This is a genomic window from Streptomyces sp. NPDC048734 (assembly GCF_043198675.1).
Taxonomy (GTDB): Bacteria; Actinomycetota; Actinomycetes; order Streptomycetales; family Streptomycetaceae; genus Streptomyces.
The window spans coordinates 26,038-51,206 of sequence record NZ_JBICUZ010000008.1; the positions used below are offsets into that span (position 1 = coordinate 26,038).

Below are 25,169 nucleotides of genomic sequence, written 5' to 3' on the forward strand. Positions count from 1 at the left end.
CTGACGCGGGTGAACGCCACTGACCGCACCCCCGCCGACCTGCTGCGTTCCGCGCTCGCCGCGGATCCCGCCCGTCCCCTGGTGACCTTCTACGACGACACCACGGGCGAACGGGTGGAATTGTCCGTGGCCACCTTCGCCAATTGGGTGGCCAAGACCGCCAACCTCCTCCAGGACGGGCTGTCCGCCGAGCCCGGTGACCGCGTCGCGCTGCTGCTGCCCGCGCACTGGCAGACGGCGGTGTGGCTGGTGGCGTGTTCCTCGGTCGGGGTCGTCGCGGACGCGGCCGGGGACCCGGCCCGCGCGGACTTCGTCGTGGCCGGTCCCGGCCGGTTCGAGGCGGGGCTGGCGTGCCGGGGCGAGCGGTACGCGCTGTCGCTCGCGCCGCTGGGCCGCCGGTTCGTCCCGGCGCCGCCGCAGGGGTACGCCGACTACGCGGTGGACGTCCCCACCCACGGCGACCGCTTCGCGCCGTACGCGCCCGTCGACCCCGAGGCGCCGGCGCTGATCGTGGCCGGCGCGGAGTACACGGGCGCGGAGCTGGTGGAGCGCGCCCGCGCCGACGCGCCGGCCCTCGGCCTCACGGGCCCCGGCTCCCGCCTCCTGTCGGGCCTGCCGTACGACACCTGGGAGGGTCTCAGCGCCGGCCTGTACGCCCCCTTGGCCACCGGCGGCTCGGTCGTGCTGTGCCGGAACCTGGCCGAGGCGTCGGAGGAGACCCTGGCCAGGCGCATCGACAGCGAACGGGTGACCGCCACGGCACGGTAGCCGCGACGCACCGGCCGACGGGCGTCCCCACTGCCCGGATCCCGGCCTCGGGGGCCGCCGGCGCCACGGACGGCCGTCCGCCCGGCCCGCTCCCCACCCCGTCGCCCGTTCGGCCTCCCCCGACCGCGCTTCGCCTCCGCTCGCGGCATCGTCGTAGGGACTGCACGGCGTTTTCGTACGGTGAGCGGGAGGGGTGGGTGCCGGCGTGAGTGGGAATGAGGGCGCGGCAGAGCCTCTCGGACCGGCCGGCGGTGCGGACGGGCCTCTCGGGCCGGGGAGCGGGGCGTCCGCTCTCGGCGCGGGGCTCGCGCGTCGGCGTCGGCGGCGGTGGGCGGGGGCCGGGCTGGGGACGGTGGCGCTGCTGGTGGTGGGGGCCGGGGTGGCCGGGTGGATGGCGTACGCCGAGCTCGACGGGAACATCACGCCGGACGAGGCGGCCGCGGCGGAGCTGGCGCGGTACGCGAAGGAACGGCCGACCGCCCTGGTGAAGGACGCGCGGAACGTGCTGCTGATCGGTTCGGACTCGCGCGCGGGGGACGGCAACAGCGCGTACGGGCGGGACTCGGGGACCGAGCGGTCGGACACGACGATCCTGCTGCACCTGTCCGCCGGGCGGCGCAGCGCGACCGCCGTGTCGATACCCCGCGATCTCATGGTGGACGTGCCGGCCTGCCGACGGCCGGACGGTTCCCGGTCGGCGCCGATGTTCGCGATGTTCAACCACTCCTTCCAGACGGGCGGTTCGGCCTGCACGATCCGCACGGTCGAGAAGCTGACGGGCGTCCGGATCGACCATCACGTCGTCGTCGACTTCCACGGCTTCAAGAAGATGGTCGACGCCCTCGACGGCGTCGAGGTGTGCCTGAAGGAGCCGATCCGCGACAAGGCGGCCAAGCTGCGGCTGCCCGCGGGGCGGGTGACGCTCGACGGCGAGCAGGCCCTCGGCTACGTCCGCGCCCGCAAGACCCTCGGCGACGGCAGCGACACCGACCGGATGGACCGCCAGCAGCGGTTCCTCGGCGCGCTCGTCGACAAGGCGCAGAGCAACGACGTCCTGCTGAACCCGGTGAAGCTGTACCCGGTGCTGGACGCGGCCACGTCCTCGCTCACCACCGACCCGGCCCTGGCGAGCCTGCGCAGTCTGTACGACCTCGTGCGCGGCCTGCGCGAGATTCCCACCGGACAGGTGCGCTTCCTGACCGTCCCGCGGGAGTCGTACGTCTACAACGCCAATCGCGACCAGCTGGTGGAGCCCGCGGCGGAGAAACTCTTCGAGCGGTTGAGGACGGACGCACCCGTCTCCGTCACCGGGAAAGAGCCGGGGAATCCGACCTCTTCGGAGTCGCCCGATCACGATGCGTACGCGTCGCCGAGTCCCGCCGAACCGACTTTCCGGGGGAACACGGCCGGCGATCACACCTGCACGTGAGCCGCGCGCACGACCGCGGGTAAAGCGCTTCCCAAACCGCCGGGCCACGGCGAACTCCAGTTCAAGGAATTGGCCCGTATTGCCCGGTTGTAGGGACGTGGAATTTGTCACCGTCGTCGCTGCGCGCCGAACTTGGCGGATAGTGTGAGCGATCCGGTGCACCCGGCCTGAGGACCGTTCTGGGGTCGAGCACTGTGTGACCGAGACCCGAGCGCCTCAGAGGGGGAAAGGCGCCGCGTGGCCCCGACGGAGGATTCGGACAACCGTGGACGCGCAAGGCCGTGGGCGGGCGGAGAACATCGACCCCGCAGACCAGTGGGTACTCAACCCGGACACCGGCGAATACGAACTGCGACTGGCTGATTCCGCACCGCAGCCGGCTGTGCCCGGGCCCCGTAGGCGTCCCGCCCGTGCGGCGGGCGGCGGGCCGGGCTCCGAACCCGCCACCGGCAGCCGTACGGCGGCTCCGGAACGGGACGCCCCGGAGGTTCCGGGGCCGCGCCGCCGCCGCGGCGCGCCGGAGGAGCCGTCGCCGGGCAGGCGCGGGCGCCGGCCGGCGAAGAAGACGAACACGAAGAAGATCCTGCTGTGGACCGGCGGGGTCATGGCCTTCGTCCTGGTGGGCACCGCCGGTGCGGCCTACCTCTACCTCGAGCACCTCAACGACAACATCACCTCCGTCTCCGACGACGGCGCGAGCACCGGTGGCTTCAGCAAGGACAAGGCGATCAACATCCTGGTGATCGGCACCGACAAGCGCACCGGCGCGGGCAACGAGGGTTACGGCGACGCCGGCAGCGCGGGCCACGCCGACACCACGATCCTGCTGCACGTCTCCAAGGACCGGACGAACGCGACCGCGCTGAGCATCCCGCGCGACCTGATCGTGGACATCCCGGACTGCCCGACCGAGCAGGAGGACGGCACCAGCAAGGTCATCAAGGGCACCGAGGGCGCCCGCTTCAACACCAGCCTCGGCCAGGACGGCCGCACGCCGAGCTGCACCGTGCGCACGGTGACCGAGCTGACCGGCGTCCAGGCGGACAATTTCATGGTGGCCGACTTCAACGCGGTCAAGACCCTGACGACGGCGGTCGACGGGGTCGAGGTGTGCCTGGCCAAGGACATCGACGACCCGGACTCCCACCTGAAGCTGTCGAAGGGCACGCACACCGTCCAGGGCGAGCAGGCGCTGGCGTTCCTGCGCACCCGGCACTCGGTGGGCTTCGGCGGCGACCTGAGCCGGATCGCGATCCAGCAGCAGTTCCTCGGCTCGCTGATGCGCAAGCTGAAGTCGAACGACACGCTCACCAGCCCCACCAAGATGATCAAGCTGGCGGAGGCGGGCACGAAGGCGCTCACCGTCGACTCCCAGCTGGACAGCATCTCCAAGCTGAAGGATCTCGGTCTGGAGCTGGGCAAGCTCAACACCAAGAACCTGACCTTCACCACCGTGCCGGTCGTCGACAACCCGGCCGAGAAGGTCAAGGCCACGGTCGTCCTGAACCAGTCGACCGCGCCCACCGTCTTCCGGATGATCCAGGACGACGTGTCCTTCACCGAGGTGAAGGAGCAGGCGAAGGCCTCGAAGGACGCGGCCGCCGCGGCCGCGGCGGCCCGGCTCAAGGGAACGCAGTCCGCGGCCTCCGAGGTGCGGGTGCGGATCATGAACGGCGGCGCCAAGGGCGGCAGCGCACAGGCCACTCTCAGCTGGCTGCAGAATGATCAGGGCGTGACGAAGTCCGAGAACGCCGGCAACGCGCCGGAGGAACTCAGCAGGACGACGCTCGAGTACGCGCCGGAACAGGCCGCCCAGGCACGCAAGCTCGCCGCCGTCATGGGGCTGCCGGGGACCGCGCTGAAGCCGGGCGAGAGCGTCACCAACGCCCAGGGTCTGCCGACGATGACGCTGACGCTGGGCAAGGACTTCAAGGGCGCGGGCGTCTCACTCACGGCCCCGACGGCCGTGCCGGACACGGTCGACAAGTCCACGGCGGACAAGGTCCAGTGCGCCAAGTAGGTAACCCTGCGGGCCCGTCAAGCGTCTGACTTGACGCGGGACGGGCCCGTGTCATGTCAGGCGCACGGCGGGGAGGGGCAGGGCCAGTGGGGCGGAGCACTGTACGGGGGACGGTTCCCGGGACCGGGGACACCACGTCCACGACGGCGGACGACGGAACGACGGCCGAGGACGACGGGACGACGGCCGAGGACGACGGCGCGGAGGACGGCGCCCGGGACGGCGGCGGCGCGGAGGACGGCGCCCGGGACGGCGGCGGCGCGGGGGACGGCGCCCGGGACGGCGGCGCGGGCGGGGCCGGTGACGGCGGCCGCGGCACCGGCCGCAGAGGGCGCAGACGGCGTGCGCTGCGCTGGTCGGCGACCGTGCTCACCCTGGTGATACTGGGCGGCGCGGGGGCCGGATACCTCTACTACGAGCATCTCAACGCCAACATCAAGAGCGACGAGCTGAACCTGGGCGACGCCAAGGACCGGGCGGCGGACACCAAGGCCAACGAGGCCGGGCAGAAGGCGCTGAACATCCTGCTGATCGGTTCGGACGCCCGGGACACCGCGGAGAACCAGAAGCTCGGCGGGGCCAAGGACACCTTCAACGGCACGCCTCTCGCCGACGTCCAGATGCTGCTGCACGTGTCCGCGGACCGCAGCAACATGTCGGTGGTGAGCATGCCGCGCGACACCCTGCTCGACCTCCCCAAGTGCACCGACCCGGACACCGGCGAGGTGTACCGGGCGCTCACCCGGGAGATCACCAACTCCTCGCTGGGGCGCGGCGGTCCGGGGTGCACGGTGGCCACCTGGGAGAAGCTCACCGACATCCACATCGACCACTTCATGATGATCGACTTCGCCGGCGTGGTGTCGATGGCGGACGCGATCGGCGGCGTCCCGGTGTGCGTGGACGCCAACATCCACTCGCACACCAGCACCGGCAAGGGCTCCGGCCTGAAGCTGGCGGAGGGCACCCACGACATCAAGGGCGAGCAGGCCCTGCAGTGGCTGCGCACGCGTTACGGCTTCGAGGACGACACCGACCTGGCGCGCGCCAAGGCGCAGCACATGTACATGAACTCGATGGTCCGTCAGCTGCGTTCGGAGGCGAAGCTGACCAACCCGAACGGACTGCGCAAGCTCGCCGAGGCGGCCACGCGGGCGATCACCGTCGACGACGGCCTGGACAGCATCAAGAAGATGTACGACCTGGCGACCGAGCTGCAGAAGGTGCCCACCGAGCGCATCACCATGACGACGATGCCCAACCGGTACGACACCGCGCAGCCCGGCCGGGTGGTGCCCACCGAGGACGCCGAGAAGCTGTTCCGGCTGGTGCGCGAGGACATCGCCCTGGACGGCAAGGACGCCGCGAAGGCCACCGCGAGCCCGTCCCCGTCGGTCACGGACGCGGCCGCCGCGGACGACGAGATCGCCGTGCGGGTCCACAACGGCACGTACACCGACACGCTGGGCGCGGCCCGCGGACGGGCGGCCTCGGTGACGGAGCTGCTGGTCGGCAAGGGCTTCACCGGGGCCAGGGCGGACACCTCGCCGGCCACCCCCGAGAAGACGACGGTGATCCGCTACCCGAGCGCCGACCTCCAGGCCGACGCGCTGCGGGTGGCGAAGGTCCTCGGGGTCCCGACGGGCCAGGTGAAGCGGTCCACCGAGGTCTCCGGGGTCACCCTCTTCGTGGGCGCGGACTGGCGTTCGGGCACGGCGTACAAGGCGCCGGTGAAGGACGACAGGACGCCCGCCTCGGCGGAGACGATGAACGCCGCCGACACCAGCCAGTGCATGCACGTGGACCCGGCCTACACCTGGTAGACCGGGCCCACCGGCCGCCGCGCGGTGCTCAGTTCGCGCTGAGGACCGCGGGGCGGCGGGAGGCGATGACCTTCTTCGCCAGCGACTTCGGGCTGGTCAGGAAGCCGAATCCCCACGACATGTGCATGGTGGCGAGGGCCACCGGGATCTGCAGGCGCGCCTTGAGCGGCAGTCCCCTGCCGGCCGGCAGCGAGCCGAGGGCGATCGCCGCCAGGTAGCCGCCCGGGACCAGGAAGCCGAGCGGGGTGAGGGCGGCACCGACCACGGTCCCGGCCGCGATCGCGCACACCGCGGTCGGCGGGGCGAGATAGCGCAGGTTGATGGAGCCCTCGTGGTAGCGGGCGACGACGTGCCGCCAACGGCCGTAGTCCTTGTACTGCTTGGCGAGCGCCTTCACGCTGGGCCGCGGGCGGTAGGACACCTTCAGCTCGGGCGAGAACCAGATCAGTCCGCCGGCCTCGCGGATGCGGAAGTTCAGCTCCCAGTCCTGGGCGCGGATGAACTCCTCGTTGTAGCCGCCCTGTTGCTCCAGCGCCTCGCGCCGGAAGACGCCGAGGTAGACGGTCTCGGCCGGGCCGGCCTGTCCCCCGGTGTGGAAGGCGGCGTTGCCGACCCCGATCTTCGAGGTCATCGCGGCGGCGACCGCGTGCTCCCAGTCGTTCTCGCCCTCGGCGTGCATGATGCCGCCGACGTTCTGCGCGCCGGTCTCCTCCAGGAGCCGGACGGCGGTGGCGATGTAGTTCGGCGAGAGCATGCCGTGCCCGTCGACGCGGACGACGACCGGATGGCGCGAGGCCTTGATCGCGGCGTTCAGGGCGGCGGGCGTACGGCCCGTCGGGTTCGGGACGGTGTGGACGCGCTTGTTCTGGTCGGCCGCGGTGTCCGCGACGAGTTCGGCGGCGATCTCGTCCGTGCGGTCCGTGGACGGACCGAGGGCGATCACGACCTCCATCTCGCCTGCGTACTCCTGCGCGAGGATGGCTTGGACCGCTCCGCGCAGGTGCCGCTCCTCGTTGAGGACGGGCATGATGACGGACACGGCGGGGAGCTGCACGTCGGACTTCGCGTTCATAGGAGCATCACGTTACCGCGAACGGGGGACACCGGTGCGCGCCGCCGGGTGCGTGCGGCGGGCGGCAGATCGCATCGGCCTACGGTGCTCACGGCTCCCTCGTACGCCGCGTACGGCCGTCGCCCGGAGGTGACCCGCTTGTCTCCCGCCCCGCCCCGGTCCCCCGCCTCCCGGCCGGCCCGCCGCCCGCGGCCCCGGCCGGCCCGCCCCGCACCGGGGAAACGTCCCCGCTGGGCCGTGCGGGCGACCATGACGCTCTCGGTCGTCGTGCTGGCCTCCGCCGGGATCGGCCACATCCTGGTCAGCGGCCTCGACTCCGGGATCGCCCGCGTCGACCCCTTCAAGGACATGAAGAACCGCCCGCGGGCCGGCCACGGCATGAACGTGCTGATGGTCGGCACCGACGGCCGCGACCGGATCACCGAGGCCGAACGGCGGCGCTACCGGCTCGGGGGCGCGCCCTGCCACTGCACCGACACGCTGATGATCGTGCACATCTCGGAGGACCGGGACCGGGCGAGCGTGGTGAGCCTGCCGCGCGACTCCTACGCCGAGACGCCCCCGCACACCGACCGGACCACCGGCGAGAAGCACCACGGCCACCCCGTCAAGCTCAACGCGGCGTACGCGGAGGGCGGACCGCAGCTGACCGTGCGGACCGTCGAGCACATGACCCACGTGAAGATCGACCACTACCTGGAGGTCGACTTCACCAGCTTCATGAAGACCGTCGACGTCCTCGGCGGCGTGCGGATCTGCACGGACCGGCGGCTGACCGACTCCTACACCGGCCTCGACCTCGCGCCCGGCGACCACATCCTGCGCGGCGGCGAGGCCCTCCAGTACGTCCGCTCACGGCACTCCGACGCCTCCTCCGACCTCGGCCGGATGAAACGTCAGCAGCAGTTCCTGGCCGGGCTGGTGGAGCGGGCGACCTCCTCCGGGATCCTGCTGAACCCGCTGAAGTTCCGCGACGTGACGCGGGCGGTACTGGGCTCGGTGCGGGCCGACCGCGGCTTCGGCACCGACGAGCTGCTGGACCTCGGGCGGGCGATGCGCACCTTCTCCCCCTCCTCGTCGGAGTTCGCGACCGTCCCCCTCGGGCGGATGGGGTACGCCGTGAAGGGCATCGGCTCGACCGTGAAGTGGGACCCGGTCCGCGCCGAGCGCCTCTTCAGGGCCCTGCGAGACGACAAGCCCCTCGCCGCGGCGCCGCGCTCCCGCGGCCGGGCCGTGCGGGTGGAGGTGCCCCCGCAGCAGATCCGCGTCCAGGTGGAGAACGGCACCCGTACGCCCGGCCTGGCCAAGCAGGTCGACACGGCGCTGCGCGCCACCGGCTTCCGTACGACCGGACAGCCGGCCACGGCCCGCGACACCTCGGTGCGCCGCACGGTCATCTCCCACGACCCCCGCTGGGACCGCTCCGCGAAGTCCCTGGCCGCCGCCCTCCCCGGCAGCGTGCTGCGCCCGGTCCCGGGCCTCGGCCCCACCCTGAAGGTCACCACCGGCACGGAGTCCCACCACGTCCGCAAGGTCCGGGCGGACACCCCGGACCGGGGCGGGTCCGCGGTGGTCCGCGGCGACGAGGTGGGCTGCGCCTGACCGCCCGGTTCCGCCGGGCCGAGGGGACACCTGGACGGGCGGATCGACCACCGCCCCGGCCGTCTCAGTCACCTCGGCCGTCTCGGCCGCCCCGGTCGCCCCGGTCGTCTCGGCCGCCCCGCTCGCCCCGGTCGCCCCGGTCGCCTCAGTGGTCGAAGCCCTCCGCCGCCCGGCGCTCGCGCAGTTCCAGGATGGCCCGGCGGCGGGACAGGCGGTGGGTGCGGCGGATCTGGGCCTCCTGGTAGCGGCGGCGGTCGCGGTCGGTCTCGGGCAGGACCGGAGGGACGCGGCGGGGCTTGCCGTCGGCGTCGACGGCGGCGAAGACGAGGTAGGCCGACCCGACCTGGGTGGGCGGCGCGGACTCGTTCCAGCGTTCGGCCAGCACCCGGACACCGACCTCCATGGAGGTCCGGCCGGTCCAGTTGACCTGGGCCTTCACATGGACCAGGTCACCGACGCGGACCGGCTCGAGGAACGCCATCTCGTCCATCGACGCGGTGACGGCGGGTCCGCCGGAGTGCCGGCCGGCCACCGCGCCCGCCGCGTCGTCGACGAGCTTCATGATCACGCCACCGTGCACCGTGCCCAGGAGGTTGGTGTCGTTGTGGCTCATGATGTGGCTGAGCGTGGTGCGCGATGCGGACGTGGGCTTGCCCGGGATGTCCGAGGCGTCCGGGGTGTCCGAGTCCCCTGGGGTGACCTGGTCTGTCATGGCCTCCACCTTATGCCGAGGCGGACAAGCCGGGACTTTGTGTCAGGTTGGCAACAGCGGGGCGCTGATTCTCCGACGCCCCTGTGAGGGACACAGCGCTTCCCGGCACACTGGGCGCATGAATGACTGGCCCGAGGGATGGTCCGACAACAACCGCGGCTACGGACGCGGCGGCGCGAGCGCACGGCCCGAGAGCGCGCGCGTGATGCGACAGGTCCGCCGCGGTCCGGCCGCCCCGCCGCAGGGCGCCGGCGTCCCGCCGCAGCCGTCGTACGTCGACGGCCACGGATACGGCGGCGACGGCAACGGTGACTACACCAACGCCCGGAACACCGGATACGACAGCGGTTACAGCACGGGCCAGGTCTACGGCGGCGGCGGATCCGACGGGCCGGGCGGCCGCGACGCCGGTGCCCCGCGCCCCGCGCCCGACTGGCGCCGCCGGATCAAGTGGACCGCGATCAGCGTCGCGACGGTGCTGGTCGTGACGACCGTCGGGACGTACTTCTGGGCCGACTCCAAGCTGAACCGCGAGGTCGACCTGTCGAAGGTCATCGACCGGCCCGAGGCCGGCGAGGGCACCAACTTCCTCATCGTCGGCTCCGACAGCCGTGAGGGCATGTCCGCCGAGGAGAAGAAGGCGCTGCACACCGGCTCCGCCGAGGGCAAGCGCACGGACTCGATGATGATCCTGCACACCGGGTCCAACGGCGACACGCTGATCTCGCTGCCCCGCGACTCGGACGTGGAGATCCCGTCGTTCGTGGGCTCGGAGTCGGGCAAGCGGTACGCGGGCACGGGCCGGCACACCAAGCTGAACGCGGCGTACGCGATGGACGGCCCGGAGCTGCTCGTCCGCACGGTCGAGTTCAACACCGGGCTGCGCATCGACCACTACGTGGAGATCGGCTTCGCCGGCTTCGCGAACATCGTGGACGCGGTCGGCGGCGTCGAGATCGACATCCCGCAGGACATCAAGGACACCAAGTCCGGCGCGGACCTCAAGAAGGGCAAGCAGACCCTGAACGGCGAGGAGTCCCTCGCCTTCGTCCGCACCCGGTACGCGCTCGCCGGCTCCGACCTGGACCGTACGAAGAACCAGCAGAAGTTCCTCGCGGCCCTCGCGGGCCAGGTCGCCACGCCCGGCACGGTCCTCAACCCGTTCAAGCTGTACCCGACCATGAGCGCCGGCCTGGACACCCTGGTCGTCGACAAGGACATGGGCCTGTACGACCTGGGGTCGATGTTCTTCGCGATGAAGGGCGTCAACGGCGGCGACGGGAAGTCGATGAACATGCCGATCTCGGGGTCCAGCGGCGGCAACCTCGTCTGGGACAAGGCGAAGGTGAAGCAGCTGGTGAGCCAGCTGAAGAACGACGAGAAGGTCACGGTGTCGAGTGACTGACCGGTCCACCGCCGCGCGGCCCTTCGACGCGGTCCTGTGCGACGTCGACAACGTGATCCGGACCTTCGACTCCACCCACCTGGAGGCGCTGGAACGGGTCGCGGGGGTCACGGAGGGCACCACCAAGAAGGTGGCGTTCTCGCCCGAGGTCGACGGACCGCTGCTGCTGGGGCGGATCACCGAGCAGGAGTGGGTGGCGTCCATCGCGGCCGGGCTGGCCGGGCTGGTGGACGAGGAGACGGGCTGGGCGCTGGGCACCGCCCTGCTGGAGTCGCCCTTCCGGGCCGACGTGACGGTGCTGGAACTGCTGCGCCGGGCACGGGTCCGGGTGCCGCTGGTCCTCGTCACCAACGCCACGCTCGGGCTGGAGCGCGACCTGGAGGCCATGGGCCTCACCGAGCTGGCCGACGAGGTCGTCAGCAGCGCCCGTGTCGGCCTCGTCAAGCCCGACCGCCGCATCCTCGAGCTGGGCGCGGCACGGGCGGGCGTACGCCCCGACCGCTGCCTGTTCGTCGACGACACCGAGGAGAACGTCGAGGCGGCCGCCGCCCTCGGCATGACGGCCGTCCACTTCCGCACGGCGGCCGACCTGGAGAAGGCGCTGGAGCCGCTGTTCGCCTAGGGCGTGTCCGCACACGACTGTCGCCCCCGGCCCGTTCCGCGGGCCGGGGGCGACAGTCGTGCGGCGCGAAGGCGTTACGGCAGGTTGCGGGCCATGACGATCCGCTGGACCTGGTTCGTGCCCTCATAAATCTGGGTGATCTTGGCGTCGCGCATCATGCGCTCGACGGGGTAGTCGCGGGTGTAGCCGTAGCCGCCGAGGAGCTGGACGGCGTCCGTGGTGACCTCCATGGCGACGTCGGAGGCGAAGCACTTGGCGGCCGCACCCTGGAAGGTGAGGTCGGCGTCGAGACGCTCGGACTTCGCGGCGGCGGCGTAGGTGAGCTGGCGGGCGGCCTCGATCTTCATGGCCATGTCGGCGAGCATGAACTGGATGCCCTGGAAGTCGGCGATCGCCTTGCCGAACTGCTTGCGCTCCTGGACATAGCCCTTGGCGTAGTCGAAGGCGCCCTGGGCGACACCGAGGGCCTGGGCGGCGATGGTGATGCGGGTGTGGTCGAGGGTCTTCATCGCGGTGGCGAAGCCGGTGCCCTCCTCGCCGATCATGCGGTCGGCGGGGATGCGGACGTTGTCGAGGTAGACCTCGCGGGTCGGGGAGCCCTTGATGCCGAGCTTCTTCTCCGGGGCGCCGAAGGAGACGCCCGGGTCGGACTTCTCCACCACGAACGCCGAGATGCCCTTGGAACGCTTCTCGGGGTCGGTGACGGCCATCACCGTGTAGTACTCCGAGACGCCCGCGTTGGTGATCCAGCGCTTGACGCCGTTGAGGATCCAGTGGTCGCCGTCGCGCACGGCGCGGGTCTTCATGCCGGCCGCGTCCGAGCCGGCGTCGGGCTCGGACAGGGCGTAGGAGAACATCGCGTCGCCCTTGGCCAGCGGCGCCAGGTACTTCTTCTTCAGGTCCTCGGAGCCGGACAGGATCACCGGGAGCGAGCCGAGCTTGTTCACGGCCGGGATCAGCGAGGAGGACACGCAGGCGCGGGCCACCTCCTCGATCACGATGACCGTGGCCAGCGCGTCCGCGCCGGCGCCGCCGTACTCCTCGGGTACGTGCACCGCGTGCAGGTCGCTGGCGACCAGCGCGTCGAGGGCCTCCTGGGGGAAGCGGGCCTCCTCGTCGACCGCCGCGGCGTACGGCGCGATCTTCGCCTCGGCCAGCGAGCGGATGGCGTCCCGGAGCATGTCGTGCTCCTCGGACGGGCGGTACAGGTCGAAGTCAGCCGATCCGGCCAAGGTCTCTCACGCTCCAAGAACGCTGGGTGTGATCTCGCTAATTACCGTTAAGTAACTCAAATTTTAGAGGCCTGCCCACGACAGTGATACGTGAGCTTGGCGACAGGTCTCCGCACCGGTGAACTGCCCGGTGAGGGGCGCCCGTACGCCCCGACTATGCTCGTTGCGCGCATCCGGCCCCCGCCCGACCCAGCCCAGGAGCACGCATGGCCCTCAAGATCACCGTGATCGGCACCGGTTATCTCGGTGCCACGCACGCCGCGGCCATGGCCGAACTGGGCTTCGAGGTGCTGGCGCTCGACGTCGTGCGCGAGAAGATCGAGATGCTGGAGCGGGGCGAGACCCCGATGTACGAGCCGGGCCTGGAGGAGCTGCTGCGGCGGCACGTCGCCGGGTTCGAGGGCTCCAGCGGGCGGCTGCGCTTCACCCAGGACTGGGCGGAGGTCGGCGCGTTCGGCGACGTCCACTTCGTGTGCGTGAACACCCCGCAGAAGCACGGCGAGTACGCCTGCGACATGTCGTACGTCGAGTCCGCGATCGCCTCGCTCGCCCCGCATCTGGAGCGGCCCGCGCTGGTGGTGGGCAAGTCGACCGTGCCGGTGGGCTCCGCGGACCGGCTGGCCCGCACGATCGCCGAGCTGGCGCCGGCCGGCGAGGACGCGGAACTGGCGTGGAACCCGGAGTTCCTGCGGGAGGGCTTCGCCGTGCAGGACACCCTGCACCCGGACCGGATCGTGGTCGGGGTGCGCAGCGAGCGGGCCGAGCGGACGCTGCGGGAGGTGTACGCCGGACCGGTCGGGGAGGGCTCCCCGTTCGTCGTCACGGACTTCCCGACGGCCGAGCTGGTGAAGACCTCCGCGAACTCCTTCCTCGCCACCAAGATCTCCTTCATCAACGCGATGGCGGAGGTCTGCGAGGCCGCCGGCGGTGACGTGGCCAAGCTGGCGGAGGCCATCGGGTACGACGACCGGATCGGAAAGAAGTTCCTGCGGGCCGGCATCGGCTTCGGTGGCGGCTGTCTGCCGAAGGACATCCGGGCGTTCATGGCCCGCGCGGGCGAGCTGGGCGCCGACCAGGCGCTGACCTTCCTGCGCGAGATCGACTCGATCAACATGCGCCAGCGCGGGCAGATGGTGGAGCTGGCCCGGCAGTCGCTGGGCGGGGGGCCGTTCCTCGGCAAGCGGGTCGCCGTGCTCGGCGCGACCTTCAAGCCGGACTCGGACGACGTGCGGGACTCGCCGGCGCTGAACGTCGCCGGGCAGATCCACCTCCAGGGCGGCCAGGTGACCGTCTACGACCCGAAGGGCATGGACAACGCCCGCCGCGTCTTCCCTACGCTCGGTTACGCCGACTCGGCCCTGGAGGCCGTCCGGGGCGCCGACGTCGTCCTGCACCTGACCGAGTGGCGGGAGTTCCGGGAGCTGGACCCGGCGCAGCTCGGCGAGGTCACGGCGGCGCGGCTGATCCTGGACGGGCGCAACGCGCTCGACCCGGTGCTGTGGCGCAAGGCCGGCTGGACGTACCGGGCGATGGGCCGCCCGACCGCCTGACACGGGGGGCACGCGGCACGGAGGCACCTGACACGCGGGCCTCCGGCACACGGGCGCCCGGCACACGGGTCCGGCGCGCGGGTCCGGCGCGCGGGTCCGGCGCGCGGGTCCGGCGCGCGGGTGACGCCGGTTCGGCCGAGGCTCAGTCGGCCGAACCGTCGTCTGTGTGCATTGTGCCGCACGGGCGCGGTGCGCGACATGTGAACTCCCTGTGCGTTAGGGCGGCGGCCCCTCCGGGCACCCGTCCGCCTCGGCATCCGTCGCACCCCGACCGAGGAGGCTGTCATGGCACCCGCCGCCCGTCTGCGTTCCGTCGTGCTCGACTGTCCCGACCCGCTTGCCCTGGCCGAGTTCTACGCCGCCGTCGTCGGCGGCACCCCGCAGGCCGAGGAGGGGGACGGGGACTGGTACGTGCTCCAGGTCCCCGGCGGGCCCCGGCTGGCCTTCCAGCGCGCGGAGGGGCTGACCCCGCCCGAGTGGCCGCGCTCCGACCGCAACTCCCAGCAGTTCCACCTCGACCTCGACGCCGGCGCCACCTGGGAGGAGGTCGACGCGGCCCACGCCCGCGTGCTGGAGCTGGGCGCGCGGCCGCTGGACCTGGAGGACCGGGAGAAGAAGGACTTCCAGGTGTACGCCGACCCGGCGGGACACCCGTTCTGCCTGTGCCGCATCGAGCACGCCTCGTCGTGAGCGCCGGCCCGGGGGCCCGACCGGATCCGGACGGGAGGCCCTGGGGTCTTTCGTTCGGGTCGGGCCTGATCGGGGAGCGGGGTCCGGTGCCGGGGCCTCCCGGGACCGGTCGGGTGGGCGTGGCACGAAGCCGCCGGCCTCAGTGGTGGTAGTGGTAGCGCGCCTTGAGGATCTTCAGTTCCTTGTCGTCGGCCCGGTACACGAGGCGGTGTTCGTCGTCGATCCGGCGGGACCAGTAGCCGGAGAGGTCGCCCTTGAGGGGCTCGGGCTTGCCGATGCCGGTGAAGGGGTCCCGTTGGATCTCGCCGATCAGGCGGGTGATCCGACGGGCCATTCCACGGTCCGAGCCGAGCCAGAAGAGGAAGTCCTCCCAGGCGTCCGGGTCGAAGTGGACGCTCCTCACCCGTCCCCCGCAAGGTCCCGCAGTTCCTCGACGGTCATGGCGACGGTCGAAGCTCCCGCCCTGTCCCGGGCGACGGCTTCCATCAGGCGTCGCGCGTTCGCCGGTGACCGCAGGAGGTAGACCGTCTCCTGCCACGCCTCGTAGTCGTCCGCCGACATGATCACCGCGTCACCGCTCCTCGAGCTGATCCGGACCGGCGTGTGGTCGTCGTTGACCCGCTTGATGAGGGGGAACAGGTCCCGGCGGGCTTCGCTGGCGCTTATGGTCATGGACGGCCACCCCTTCCGAATACGGTACCGGAACACCGTACCGCACTCGTACGACATTCCGGTACCGCTGCGGACGGCCTCAGCCGTCGAGCGACTCGATCGTCGCGTTGGACGGTGCCCTGGTGGCCCGGAGGTCGCGGGCCACGTCCTCCGCGGCGGCCAGGACCCGGACCGCGTTCTGCCAGGTCAGCTTGGCGAGGTCGGACTTCGACCAGCCGCGCTCCAGCAGTTCGGCGAGGAGCCTCGGGTAGCCGGAGACGTCGCCGAGGCCCTCGGGGGTGAAGGCGGTGCCGTCGTAGTCGCCGCCGATGCCGAGGTGGTCGACGCCCGCGACCTCGCGCATGTGGTCGAGGTGGTCGGCGACCGTCGCCACGGTGGCGACCGGGCGGGGGTTCGCCTCCTCGAAGGCGCGGTGGACCGCCATCGCGTCGGCGGTGGTGTCGAGGTGGTGGAAGCCGTGCGCGCGCATGTTCTCGTCCGCGGCGGCCGTCCAGTCCACGGCCGCCTGGAGCACGAACTTCGGCACGAACGTCACCATGGCGACGCCGCCGTTGGCGGGCAGCCGCTCCAGCACGTCGTCGGGGATGTTGCGCGGGTGGTCGCAGACCGCCCGCGAGGAGGAGTGCGAGAAGATCACCGGCGCGGCGGAGACGTCGAGGGCGTCCCGCATCGTCGTCGCCGCGACGTGCGAGAGGTCGACGAGCATGCCCTCGCGGTTCATCTCCCGGACGACCTCGCGGCCGAACGCCGTCAGCCCGCCGGCCTTCGGCACGTCGGTCGCGGAGTCCGCCCAGTCCACGTTGTCGTTGTGGGTGAGCGTCATGTACCGCACGCCGAGCGCGTACAGCCCGCGCAGGGTGCCCAGCGAGTTGGCTATGGAGTGGCCGCCCTCCGCGCCCATGAGCGAGGCGATACGGCCCTCCGCGCGCGCCGCCTCCATGTCGGCCGCGGTCAGGGCGGCCCTGAGCGCCCCGGGGTGGCGGTCGATGAGCTGCCGTACGCAGTCGATCTGCTCCAGCGTCGCCGGGACCGCGCCCGGCAGGTCCGAGCGGACGTACACCGACCAGTACTGCGCGCCGACGCCGCCCGCGCGCAGGCGGGGGATGTCGGTGTGCAGGTGGGTGTGCTGGTCGGTGGCGATGTCACGGGCGTCGAGGTCGTAGCGGACCTGTTCGCGCAGCGCCCACGGCAGATCGTTGTGGCCGTCGACGACCGGGTGTTCGCGCAGCAGCTCCCGGGCCTGCTCCAGGAAGGTCATCGCCGTCACTTCCCGAAGCCGAAGCCGCCGCCGTTCGCGCCGCCCTCGACCTTGGCGCGCAGGCGCCTGCCCTTCTCGGTGGCCTGGTCGTTGAGGTCCTGCTGGAAGTCGCGCATCCGCGCGAGGAGGTCCTCGTCGTGCGCGGCGAGGACGCGGGCGGCGAGCAGACCGGCGTTGCGGGCGCCGCCGACCGAGACGGTCGCGACGGGAACGCCGGCCGGCATCTGCACGATCGACAGCAGGCTGTCCATGCCGTCGAGGTACTTCAGCGGCACGGGCACACCGATGACCGGCAGCGGGGTGACGGAGGCGAGCATGCCGGGCAGGTGGGCGGCGCCGCCCGCGCCGGCGATGATCACCTTGAGCCCGCGGTCGGCGGCCTGCTCCCCGTAGGCGACCATCTCGCGCGGCATGCGGTGCGCGGAGACGACGTCGACCTCGTACGCGATCTCGAACTCGTCGAGGGCCTGGGCGGCGGCCTCCATGACGGGCCAGTCGGAGTCCGACCCCATGACGATGCCTACGACTGGGCTCATTCGGTGATCGTGCCTCTCAGGTAGCCGGCAGCGTGACGGGCGCGCTCCAGCACGTCGTCGAGGTCGTCGCCGTAGGTGTTGACGTGACCGACCTTGCGGCCGGGCTTCACGTCCTTGCCGTACATGTGGATCTTCAGCTGGGGGTCGCGGGCCATGCAGTGCAGGTACGCGGAGTACATGTCCGGGTAGTCGCCGCCGAGGACGTTGACCATGACCGTCCACCTGGCGCGCGGGCGCGGGTCGCCGAGCGGGAGGTCGAGGACCGCGCGGACGTGGTTGGCGAACTGCGAGGTGATCGCGCCGTCCATGGTCCAGTGGCCCGAGTTGTGCGGGCGCATCGCCAGCTCGTTGACGAGGATGCGGCCGTCGCGGGTCTGGAACAGCTCGACGGCGAGGTGGCCGACGACGCCGAGTTCCTTGGCGATGGTCAGGGCCATCTCCTCGGCCCGGAGCGCCAGGGTCTCGTCGAGGCCGGGGGCGGGGGCGATCACCGTGTCGCAGACGCCGTCGACCTGCCGGGACTCGACGACCGGGTAGGCGACCGCCTGGCCGTGCGGGGAGCGCACGACGTTCGCGGCCAGCTCGCGGACGTAGTCGACCTTCTCCTCGGCGAGGACGGGGACGCCCGCGCGGAAGGGGTCCTCGGCCTCCTCGGCGGAGTTCACGACCCACACGCCCTTGCCGTCGTAGCCGCCGCGGACCGTCTTGAGGACGACCGGAAAACCTTCACCGCCCTCCGCCGCGAACGCGGCGACGTCCGCCGGGTCGGCCACGATGCGGTGCCGTGGGCAGGGGATGCCGATCGCGTCGAGCTTCGCGCGCATCACGCCCTTGTCCTGGGCGTGCACGAGCGCCTCGGGGCCCGGGCGGACGGGGATGCCGTCCGCCTCCAGGGCCCGGAGGTGCTCGGTGGGGACGTGCTCGTGATCGAAGGTGATCACGTCGCAGCCCCGCGCGAACTCGCGCAGCGTGTCCAGGTCGCGGTAGTCGCCGACGACGACATCGCTCACCACCTGGGCCGCGGAATCCTGAGGAGTGTCACTGAGGAGCTTGAACCTGATGCCCAACGGGATGCCCGACTCGTGTGTCATACGAGCGAGCTGGCCCCCGCCGACCATGCCGACTACCGGGAACGTCACGCCCCTAGGGTATCGGCCACGCCGCACCGGCCGGTCCCGCGCCTCCCACCGGGCCCTCGGCGGCCCGCCGGCGGCGGTTTCCCGGCTTCCCACCGGGCCGTTCCGCGGCGGTGGGGCGGCAGCACAGGAAACTCGCGAGGGGGGATGGTTAGCATGGCTGGGTTGACGAAACCGACACCCGGACGGGGGCCTGCACGACCATGGCACATGGTTCCTCGGGGGAAGGACGGCTGCGGAGGGTCGCCCGCGAGCTCGCCAAATTCGGCGCGGTCGGTGGGGCGGGCCTGCTGGTCAACCTCGGTGTGTTCAACTTCGTGCGGCACGTCACCGATCTCCAGGTGGTGCGCGCGAGCGTCATCGCCACGGTGGTCGCCATCGCCTTCAACTACGTCGGGTTCCGGTACTTCACCTACCGGGACCGGGACAAGAGCGGGCGTACGAAGGAGATGTCGCTGTTCCTGCTGTTCAGCGCGGTGGGGCTGGTCATCGAGAACGGGTTGCTGTTCCTGGCGACGTACGGGTTCGGGTGGGACAGCCCGTTGCAGAGCAACGTGTTCAAGTTCCTCGGGATCGGGATCGCCACGCTGTTCCGGTTCTGGTCGTACCGGACGTGGGTGTTCAAGGCGATGCCCCGACGGGGGTCCGCGGTCGGGGAATCACGGGTGACGGCGGCCGGGGCCGCGGCGAAGCAGCGGGTGGGCTGAGGGGCCCGGGGCCGCGGCTCCCGGACGGGCCGGCCGGTCACCTCACCGTGGGTTCCGTGTCCTGGTGCGACTTCTTCTCCGGGTGCGTTCGTGACAGGAACAGGCCGAAGACCGGCGGCTTGGTCTGGAGCATCTCCAGGCGGCCGCCGTCGGCCTCGGCGAGGTCCCGGGCCACCGCGAGGCCGATTCCGGTGGAGTTGCGGCCGCTGATCGTGCGCTCGAAGATGCGGGCGCCGAGGTCCGGGGGGACGCCGGGGCCCTCGTCGGTGACCTCGATGACCGCCTGGTTGCCGGTGACCCGCGTGCGCAGGGCGACCGTGCCGCCACCGTGCATGAGCGAGTTCTCGATGAGGGCCGCCAGCACCTGGGCCACCGCGCCCGGGGTGCCCACCGCCTGGAGGTGCCGCTTGCCGGAGCTGACGATCGCGCGGCCCACACCGCGGTAGGCCGGGCGCCACTCGGCGAGCTGCTGCTGGATGACCTCGTCGAGGTCGAAGGTGACGGCGGAGCCGGTGCGGGGGTCGCGGGAGTTCGTCAGCAGGCGCTGCACGACGTCGGTGAGGCGTTCCACCTGGGCCAGCGCGATCGTGGCCTCCTCCTTCACCGTGTCCGGGTCGTCGGTGAGGGTGATCTCCTCCAGGCGCATGGACAGGGCGGTGAGCGGGGTGCGCAGCTGGTGGGAGGCGTCGGCGGCGAGCCGGCGTTCCGCCGTCAGCATGCGGGCGATGCGCTCGGCGGAGGAGTCGAGCACATCGGCGACCCGGTCCAGCTCGGGGACGCCGTACCGCTTGTGGCGGGGGCGGGGGTCGCCGGAGCCGAGGCGTTCGGCGGTCTCGGCGAGGTCGGTGAGCGGGGAGGCGAGCCGGTTGGCCTGGCGGATGGCCAGGAGGACCGCGGCGACCACCGCGAGCAGCGCCACCAGGCCGATGATGAGCAGGGTGCGGCCGACCTCGCGGGTCACGGAGGAGCGGGGCTCCTCGACGACGACGGTCTCCCCCTCCTCACCCCGGGCCTCGCCCCGGATGACGTCGCCCTCGGGGCGGCTGCCGACCGCGATGACCGGTCTCCCGGGCATCCGGACCACCGCGTACCGCTCGTGGGTGAGCTGGCTGCGCAGCACCTCGGCGTCGACGGTCCCGGCACCGGCGAGCCGGCTGTCCACGATGCTGGCCAGGCGGGACGCCTCCAGCTCGACGCGTTCCTGTGCGCTGTTGCTGATCGTGCGCGTCTCGACGATGACGAGGGAGACCCCGAACACGGCGATCACGACGAGCACGACGGCCAGCGTGGACTGGATCAGACGGCGACGCACAGGGCCCTCCGGACGGTGGCTTCACGGGACGGGTGGGGTGGCTCGCCCGGGGTGGGGCCGCCTCCGCGCACGGCTTTGACGCGGGGCGCGGACGGCCCGGCCCCGGCGGCGGTGACCCGCGGCTGCCGCCGGCCGGCCCTTCGGCGACCGGGCACCTCGCCGACCGGGCCGCCGCCGGTCGTGCCCTTCGCCGGCCGGATCCCCGGCCGGCCGCTCGCCGGCCGGATCCTCTCGAAGCGTCCCACTTCTCCCGAAGCGGCCGGCTCTTCTCGAAGCGGCCGGCCTTTCTCGAAGCGGCCGGCCTTTCTCGAAGCGGCCGGCTCTTCTCGAACCGGCCGGTTTTCCTCGGAGCGGCTAACTCTTCTCGAAGCGGAAGCCCACGCCCCGCACCGTGGCGATGTAGCGGGGGTTCGCCGCGTCGTCCCCCAGCTTCTTCCGCAGCCACGAGATGTGCATGTCGAGGGTCTTGGTCGAGGACCACCAGGTGGTGTCCCAGACCTCCCGCATCAGCTGGTCGCGGGTGACCACCCGGCCGGCGTCGCGCACGAGGACCCGCAGGAGGTCGAACTCCTTGGCCGTGAGCTGGAGTTCCTCCTCGCCCATCCAGGCGCGGTGCGACTCGACGTCGATGCGGACCCCGTGCGTGGCGGGCGGCTGCTGGGGTTCGACGGAGCCGCGCCGCAGCAGGGCCCGGACGCGGGCGAGGAGTTCGGCGAGCCGGAACGGCTTGGTGACGTAGTCGTCGGCGCCCGCGTCCAGTCCGACGACGGTGTCGACCTCGTCGGCGCGCGCGGTGAGGATCAGGATGGGGATGGCGTGGCCGTCGGCGCGCAGTCGCCGGGCGACCTCCAGGCCGTCCATGCCGGGGAGCCCGAGGTCCAGCACGACCAGGTCGATGCCGCCCTGCATTCCGGCGTCGAGCGCGGAGGGTCCGTCCTCACGCACCTCGACCTCGTACCCTTCCCGGCGCAGGGCGCGGGCCAGCGGCTCCGAAATGGACGCATCGTCCTCGGCGAGCAGTACACGGGTCATGAGGCGATGGTAGTCCGCGTGGGACTGGGCCAAGGGTGTGATGCCCGACCCCGGCTCTTACTCGGGGACATGCCGGACAACCCGCCCGCGACGGCCTCGCCGCCCCTGGTACGGACCTGAGGTCGCGGGATGCCATCCTGGTATGGACCTTGGAAACCTCGCCCTGGTTCCTGTCTGGCCTGTGATGTGCGCCTCAAGTCCTTCCATATCCGGTTCTGTCCTGCCGTATGGTGAAAGGACGCCTGTAGCACCACGGGGACCTTTGGCGCTCGACTTGACGCTGAGGGTCTCTTTTGTGTGCGGGCCGGCTCTCCGCCGGCCTTCGAAAGGAACGACCTGTGGCCGGGCCCCCACTCGCGGGGCGTGGATCCCGGTGGTCGCCGTCCGCCGTTCCGTGACCCGGAGCGGCCTGCCCGTGGGCGTGGGTGGACGGGCCGATCGAGCCGGTGCCGGCCGCCCCAACCGGGCGCGCACGCCTCACCGCGCGTCCCGACCAGCAAGGAACGACCATGGCGTCCAGCCTGACGAAGGACTCGGTCAGTCCGGGAACCCCCGGAACCGGGAAGACCTTCTTCGGCCACCCCCGCGGACTGGCCACTCTCTTCATGACCGAGATGTGGGAGAGGTTCTCCTACTACGGCATGAGGGCTCTCCTCCCGCTGTACCTGGTCGCACCGGGCGGCCTGCACCTGAACGCGGGCACCGCGACCGCGATCTACTCCGTGTACGTGTCGCTGGTGTACCTGCTCGCCATGCCCGGCGGCTGGTTCGGCGACCGCGTCTGGGGGCCGCGCAGGACCGTCGCCGTCGCCGGTGCGGTGATCATGCTCGGCCACCTCACCCTGGCCCTGCCGTCCTCCGGGACCTTCTACGCCGGGCTGGGCCTGGTCGCGATCGGCTCCGGGCTGCTGAAGGCCAACATCTCCACGATGGTCGGCCACCTCTACGACGGCCCGGACGACCCGCGCCGTGACGGCGGCTTCACCGTCTTCTACATGGGCATCAACCTCGGCGCCTTCGCCGCCCCGCTGATCATCGGCACCATCGGCGAGAACGTGAACTGGCACTTCGGCTTCGCGCTCGCCGCGCTCGGCATGGCGCTGGGCCTGGCACAGTTCCTGCTCGGCAGCCGCCACCTGGCCGACCGCTCCAGCGTCGTGCCGAAGCCGCTGTCCGCCGAGGAGAAGGCCGGCACGCTGCGCAAGGCCGCGATCTGGGCCGGCATCGCCGTCGTGGCGTACGCGATCGTCGGCTTCTCCGGCCACTACACGCTGAACTGGATCCTGGTCCCGCTGACCCTGCTCGGTGTGATCATCCCGGTGATGGTGCTGGTCAACATCAAGCGGGACAGGGAGCTCGACCGCTCCGAGCAGTCGAAGATGTCCGCGTACATCTGGTTCTTCGTGGCCGCCGCCGTGTTCTGGATGATCTACGACCAGGGCGGCTCGACCCTGTCGATCTTCGCCGACTCCTCCGCCGACAACACCGTCCTCGGCTGGGAGTTCCCGGTCTCCTGGTACCAGTCGGTCAACCCGGTACTGATCATGGCCCTGGCCCCGGTCTTCGCCTGGTTCTGGCTCGCGCTGAACAGGCGCGGCAAGGAGCCGAGCACGATCGTGAAGTTCGCCTCGGGCCTGGTCCTGGTCGGCGCGTCCTTCTTCCTCTTCCTCGCCCCGCTGTCGATCGCCGAGGGCGGTCACAAGGCGGCCGCGATGTGGCTGGTGGCGATCTACTTCGTGCAGACCGTCGGCGAGCTGCTGCTCTCCCCGGTCGGCCTGTCGGTCACCACGAAGATGGCGCCGGCGAAGTACGCCTCGCAGATGATGGGCGTCTGGTTCCTGGCCGTCACCGCCGGCGACGCCACCACCGGTCTGCTCTCCATCGCCGGCGTCGACCTGAACAGGACGGGCATCGTCGCGACGGAGGCCACGCTCGCGGTGGTCGCCGGTGTCGCGGTGTGGATGTACCGCAAGCGCGTCAAGGAACTCATGGGCGACGTCCGCTGACGTCCCCTCCCGCACGGTTCCCGTCCCTCACGGTTCCCGCAGGGCCGCCACGACTCCGGTCGCGGCGGCCCTCGGCGCGTTCAGCGGGGCGCCGCGGCGCCGGCGCCGTCTTGCCAGGGGCGCGGGCGGCATCCGGTACGGCACGCACGCACCGCGGGGAGGGGGCGCCGTGGCGGCAGCGCGGGAGGGGAGGCCACGGCGGCGCCGCGAGGGGCGCCGCGGCTCAGGCCGGGGCGCCCAGTTCCGCCCAGACCGTCTTGCCCGCGGCGCCCGGGGTCCGTACGACCCCCCAGTCCAGGCAGAGACGCTGCACGATGAACATGCCGTGGCCGCCGGGGCGGCCGGCGCGGTGGGGGTTGCGGGGGGCGGGCTGGCCGCTGCCGCGGTCGGAGACCTCGACGCGGATCACCTTGTTGTCGCAGCCGATCTGGAGCCGGTCGGGCCCCTCGGCGTGCAGGCAGGCGTTGGTCACCAGTTCGGAGACGACGAGGAGCACGTCCTCGGCGGCGGCCCGTTGGTCGGCGCCTCCGGCGGGCAGCCAGCCCCACGCGTACAACGCCTGACGGGCGAAGTCGCGGGCGAGCGGGACGACACCGCTCTCGCCGTCGAAGCTCAGCGTACGGACCTGACGACCCGACGACGCTCCGGAAGCGCCGCTGGGCTCCGGGCCGCGGTCGCCCGGCGAGTAAGGCCGGGTGGTGCTCATCAGCGCTTCACCTCACCGATTCACCAGTTCAGGGTTCACTTCAGCGTTCAGTTCGTGCCGCGGTTCATCGTTCGCACGACGGGGGATCCCCAGGGTGCACGACACCCCGGCGGCACCGGAGTCCCTGCACACGTTCAGCGGCCGCTGCACGGTCGGTCTGCGCATCCCGCCCTCTCCTCGTGCTGTGCCACCGACATGTTCAGGTGTCTCCTGCCCGACACGACCGGCGGGACACCCCTCGTTCGCCCACAGGTGACCGGCCCGTCCGTCCCCGGTCGTCCGTGGCGCGCGGGAGTCCCGGTCGCGCCCGGCCGCCGTGAGGGCCGACGGGCGGGTCCCGGAGTCAGCGGTCGCCGTCCACGAGGGCCGCCTCGACCGTGTCGTGCACGGTGAAGACGGCGTCCGCGCCGGTGATCTCGAACACCCGGGCCACCACGGGCAGCATGCCCGCCAGGTGCACCGCGCCACCCGCGGCCTCGGCCTTCAGGCGGGCGCCGAGCAGGACGTTGAGCCCCGTGGAGTCGCAGAACTCCAGCCGGGAGCAGTCCACGACCAGCCGGCTCAGCCCCTTGGCGAGGCACTCGTCGAGTGGCTCGCGCAACAGATCGGCCGTGTGGTGATCCAGCTCACCGGCGGGGGTCACGACGGCACTGGTGCCCTCTTCCCGCACTTCCACCATGAGCCGGCCAGACTGTGCGCTGCCGACCGTCCCGCGGTCCATGCCGTGTCTCTCCCGAGGTCGTGACTGCTGCTGACGCCCTCGAACACTACGCCTTCGATCCGCACTCCAACAGCCGAACAATCACCCACAAACGGACATAACCCAACAAACCATACTTGCGATCGGTTGAGTAAAGCGGGTAGGGCTAGAGGAACACA

The 25,169-nt window shown here is 71.7% G+C and carries 23 protein-coding genes; 11 read left to right on the forward strand and 12 right to left on the reverse strand.

What is annotated here, in order from left to right; all coding sequences use genetic code 11:
* Positions 1–9 precede the first annotated feature (9 nt).
* The 4 genes from ACGFQC_RS21565 to ACGFQC_RS21580 all read left to right on the forward strand — a co-directional run bounded on the left by ACGFQC_RS21565 (position 10) and on the right by ACGFQC_RS21580 (position 6,040).
* The gene (locus ACGFQC_RS21565; RefSeq protein WP_363086500.1) at positions 10–768 is read left to right on the forward strand and encodes a TIGR03089 family protein; all 759 of its coding nucleotides are present in this window, start codon (positions 10–12) and stop codon (positions 766–768) included.
* Positions 769–1,159: 391 nt separating this feature from the next.
* Entirely contained in the window at positions 1,160–2,197 is a 1,038-nt protein-coding gene (locus ACGFQC_RS21570) for an LCP family protein (RefSeq protein ID WP_393288517.1), read from the forward strand.
* A gap of 265 nt (positions 2,198–2,462) precedes the next feature.
* Complete coding sequence (locus tag ACGFQC_RS21575) at positions 2,463–4,217, forward strand: LCP family protein (RefSeq protein ID WP_363086502.1); 1,755 nt, start codon at positions 2,463–2,465, stop codon at positions 4,215–4,217.
* A gap of 53 nt (positions 4,218–4,270) precedes the next feature.
* Complete coding sequence (locus tag ACGFQC_RS21580) at positions 4,271–6,040, forward strand: LCP family protein (RefSeq protein WP_393288518.1); 1,770 nt, start codon at positions 4,271–4,273, stop codon at positions 6,038–6,040.
* Positions 6,041–6,068: 28 nt separating this feature from the next.
* Here ACGFQC_RS21580 and ACGFQC_RS21585 read toward each other — a convergent pair whose 3' ends face one another.
* A complete protein-coding gene (locus ACGFQC_RS21585; protein ID WP_363086504.1) occupies positions 6,069–7,112 on the reverse strand; it encodes a glycosyltransferase family 2 protein in 1,044 nt (347 codons plus the stop codon).
* Between the two features lie 249 nt (positions 7,113–7,361).
* Here ACGFQC_RS21585 and ACGFQC_RS21590 point away from each other — a divergent pair, with 249 nt between their 5' ends.
* Entirely contained in the window at positions 7,362–8,714 is a 1,353-nt protein-coding gene (locus ACGFQC_RS21590; protein WP_363086505.1) for an LCP family protein, read from the forward strand.
* Positions 8,715–8,859: 145 nt separating this feature from the next.
* On the opposite strand, the gene ACGFQC_RS21595 is transcribed toward ACGFQC_RS21590, so the two are convergent.
* Positions 8,860–9,426, reverse strand: coding sequence for an acyl-CoA thioesterase (locus ACGFQC_RS21595; protein WP_363086506.1), 567 nt, complete (start codon positions 9,424–9,426; stop codon positions 8,860–8,862).
* A gap of 118 nt (positions 9,427–9,544) precedes the next feature.
* On the opposite strand from ACGFQC_RS21595, the gene ACGFQC_RS21600 reads away from it, so the two are divergent.
* Both ACGFQC_RS21600 and ACGFQC_RS21605 read left to right on the forward strand, forming a co-directional pair.
* Positions 9,545–10,831 carry an LCP family protein gene (locus ACGFQC_RS21600; RefSeq protein ID WP_363086507.1) on the forward strand — a complete coding sequence of 429 codons (1,287 nt, stop codon included), beginning with the start codon at positions 9,545–9,547 and terminating at the stop codon, positions 10,829–10,831.
* A complete protein-coding gene (locus ACGFQC_RS21605; protein WP_363086508.1) occupies positions 10,824–11,453 on the forward strand; it encodes an HAD-IA family hydrolase in 630 nt (209 codons plus the stop codon). Before ACGFQC_RS21600 ends, ACGFQC_RS21605 begins: the two co-directional genes overlap by 8 nt.
* A 74-nt stretch (positions 11,454–11,527) precedes the next feature.
* Here the strand turns inward: ACGFQC_RS21605 and ACGFQC_RS21610 are convergent, their stop codons facing one another.
* On the reverse strand, positions 11,528–12,685 hold the full coding sequence (locus ACGFQC_RS21610; protein WP_363086509.1) for an acyl-CoA dehydrogenase family protein: 1,158 nt from the start codon (positions 12,683–12,685) through the stop codon (positions 11,528–11,530).
* Between the two features lie 206 nt (positions 12,686–12,891).
* Between ACGFQC_RS21610 and ACGFQC_RS21615 the strand changes: the two genes are divergently transcribed.
* Together ACGFQC_RS21615 and ACGFQC_RS21620 are read left to right on the forward strand one after the other, a co-directional pair.
* Positions 12,892–14,235, forward strand: a complete 1,344-nt coding sequence (locus tag ACGFQC_RS21615) for a UDP-glucose/GDP-mannose dehydrogenase family protein (protein WP_363086510.1) — start codon at positions 12,892–12,894, stop codon at positions 14,233–14,235.
* Between the two features lie 285 nt (positions 14,236–14,520).
* Positions 14,521–14,925 carry a VOC family protein gene (locus ACGFQC_RS21620; RefSeq protein ID WP_363086511.1) on the forward strand — a complete coding sequence of 135 codons (405 nt, stop codon included), beginning with the start codon at positions 14,521–14,523 and terminating at the stop codon, positions 14,923–14,925.
* Positions 14,926–15,064: 139 nt separating this feature from the next.
* On the opposite strand, the gene ACGFQC_RS21625 is transcribed toward ACGFQC_RS21620, so the two are convergent.
* From ACGFQC_RS21625 to ACGFQC_RS21645, 5 genes are all read right to left on the reverse strand, one after another.
* Entirely contained in the window at positions 15,065–15,328 is a 264-nt protein-coding gene (locus ACGFQC_RS21625) for a Txe/YoeB family addiction module toxin (protein ID WP_363086512.1), read from the reverse strand.
* Positions 15,325–15,597 carry a type II toxin-antitoxin system Phd/YefM family antitoxin gene (locus ACGFQC_RS21630; protein ID WP_363086513.1) on the reverse strand — a complete coding sequence of 91 codons (273 nt, stop codon included), beginning with the start codon at positions 15,595–15,597 and terminating at the stop codon, positions 15,325–15,327. The genes ACGFQC_RS21625 and ACGFQC_RS21630 overlap by 4 nt, the downstream gene beginning before the upstream one ends.
* Positions 15,598–15,676: 79 nt before the next feature.
* Complete coding sequence (locus ACGFQC_RS21635) at positions 15,677–16,855, reverse strand: dipeptidase (RefSeq protein ID WP_363086914.1); 1,179 nt, start codon at positions 16,853–16,855, stop codon at positions 15,677–15,679.
* 5 nt (positions 16,856–16,860) lie between these two features.
* Positions 16,861–17,391 (reverse strand): 5-(carboxyamino)imidazole ribonucleotide mutase, encoded by a 531-nt coding sequence (purE, locus tag ACGFQC_RS21640; RefSeq protein WP_363086514.1) that lies wholly within the window; start codon positions 17,389–17,391, stop codon positions 16,861–16,863.
* Entirely contained in the window at positions 17,388–18,530 is a 1,143-nt protein-coding gene (locus tag ACGFQC_RS21645; RefSeq protein WP_363086515.1) for a 5-(carboxyamino)imidazole ribonucleotide synthase, read from the reverse strand. Before ACGFQC_RS21645 ends, purE begins: the two co-directional genes overlap by 4 nt.
* Before the next feature lie 200 nt (positions 18,531–18,730).
* Between ACGFQC_RS21645 and ACGFQC_RS21650 the strand changes: the two genes are divergently transcribed.
* Positions 18,731–19,234 carry a GtrA family protein gene (locus tag ACGFQC_RS21650; RefSeq protein WP_363086516.1) on the forward strand — a complete coding sequence of 168 codons (504 nt, stop codon included), beginning with the start codon at positions 18,731–18,733 and terminating at the stop codon, positions 19,232–19,234.
* A 37-nt stretch (positions 19,235–19,271) separates the two neighbouring features.
* On the opposite strand, the gene ACGFQC_RS21655 is transcribed toward ACGFQC_RS21650, so the two are convergent.
* Positions 19,272–20,546: an ATP-binding protein gene (locus tag ACGFQC_RS21655; protein WP_363086517.1), complete on the reverse strand. Its 1,275-nt coding sequence runs from the start codon at positions 20,544–20,546 to the stop codon at positions 19,272–19,274.
* 354 nt (positions 20,547–20,900) lie between these two features.
* A complete protein-coding gene (locus ACGFQC_RS21660) occupies positions 20,901–21,578 on the reverse strand; it encodes a response regulator transcription factor (protein WP_363086518.1) in 678 nt (225 codons plus the stop codon).
* Between the two features lie 509 nt (positions 21,579–22,087).
* Here ACGFQC_RS21660 and ACGFQC_RS21665 point away from each other — a divergent pair.
* Positions 22,088–23,584, forward strand: a complete 1,497-nt coding sequence (locus ACGFQC_RS21665; protein WP_363086519.1) for an oligopeptide:H+ symporter — start codon at positions 22,088–22,090, stop codon at positions 23,582–23,584.
* A gap of 223 nt (positions 23,585–23,807) precedes the next feature.
* On the opposite strand, the gene ACGFQC_RS21670 is transcribed toward ACGFQC_RS21665, so the two are convergent.
* The gene (locus ACGFQC_RS21670; RefSeq protein WP_363086520.1) at positions 23,808–24,290 is read right to left on the reverse strand and encodes an ATP-binding protein; all 483 of its coding nucleotides are present in this window, start codon (positions 24,288–24,290) and stop codon (positions 23,808–23,810) included.
* A gap of 343 nt (positions 24,291–24,633) precedes the next feature.
* The gene (locus ACGFQC_RS21675) at positions 24,634–25,011 is read right to left on the reverse strand and encodes an STAS domain-containing protein (protein WP_363086521.1); all 378 of its coding nucleotides are present in this window, start codon (positions 25,009–25,011) and stop codon (positions 24,634–24,636) included.
* Positions 25,012–25,169 lie beyond the last annotated feature (158 nt).

Bases quoted from the DNA above. Each gene is read 5' to 3' on its own strand.
- purE (WP_363086514.1), bottom strand. From the start codon at position 17,391: ATGAGCCCAGTCGTAGGCATCGTCATGGGGTCGGACTCCGACTGGCCC.
- ACGFQC_RS21650 (WP_363086516.1), top strand. From the start codon at position 18,731: ATGGCACATGGTTCCTCGGGGGAAGGACGGCTGCGGAGGGTCGCCCGC.
- ACGFQC_RS21580 (WP_393288518.1), top strand. From the start codon at position 4,271: ATGTCAGGCGCACGGCGGGGAGGGGCAGGGCCAGTGGGGCGGAGCACT.
- ACGFQC_RS21675 (WP_363086521.1), bottom strand. From the start codon at position 25,011: ATGGACCGCGGGACGGTCGGCAGCGCACAGTCTGGCCGGCTCATGGTG.
- ACGFQC_RS21630 (WP_363086513.1), bottom strand. From the start codon at position 15,597: ATGACCATAAGCGCCAGCGAAGCCCGCCGGGACCTGTTCCCCCTCATC.
- ACGFQC_RS21590 (WP_363086505.1), top strand. From the start codon at position 7,362: ATGACGCTCTCGGTCGTCGTGCTGGCCTCCGCCGGGATCGGCCACATC.
- ACGFQC_RS21570 (WP_393288517.1), top strand. From the start codon at position 1,160: ATGGCGTACGCCGAGCTCGACGGGAACATCACGCCGGACGAGGCGGCC.
- ACGFQC_RS21615 (WP_363086510.1), top strand. From the start codon at position 12,892: ATGGCCCTCAAGATCACCGTGATCGGCACCGGTTATCTCGGTGCCACG.
- ACGFQC_RS21600 (WP_363086507.1), top strand. From the start codon at position 9,545: ATGAATGACTGGCCCGAGGGATGGTCCGACAACAACCGCGGCTACGGA.
- ACGFQC_RS21595 (WP_363086506.1), bottom strand. From the start codon at position 9,426: ATGACAGACCAGGTCACCCCAGGGGACTCGGACACCCCGGACGCCTCG.
- ACGFQC_RS21620 (WP_363086511.1), top strand. From the start codon at position 14,521: ATGGCACCCGCCGCCCGTCTGCGTTCCGTCGTGCTCGACTGTCCCGAC.
- ACGFQC_RS21585 (WP_363086504.1), bottom strand. From the start codon at position 7,112: ATGAACGCGAAGTCCGACGTGCAGCTCCCCGCCGTGTCCGTCATCATG.
- ACGFQC_RS21665 (WP_363086519.1), top strand. From the start codon at position 22,088: ATGGCGTCCAGCCTGACGAAGGACTCGGTCAGTCCGGGAACCCCCGGA.
- ACGFQC_RS21635 (WP_363086914.1), bottom strand. From the start codon at position 16,855: ATGACCTTCCTGGAGCAGGCCCGGGAGCTGCTGCGCGAACACCCGGTC.
- ACGFQC_RS21670 (WP_363086520.1), bottom strand. From the start codon at position 24,290: ATGAGCACCACCCGGCCTTACTCGCCGGGCGACCGCGGCCCGGAGCCC.
- ACGFQC_RS21660 (WP_363086518.1), bottom strand. From the start codon at position 21,578: ATGACCCGTGTACTGCTCGCCGAGGACGATGCGTCCATTTCGGAGCCG.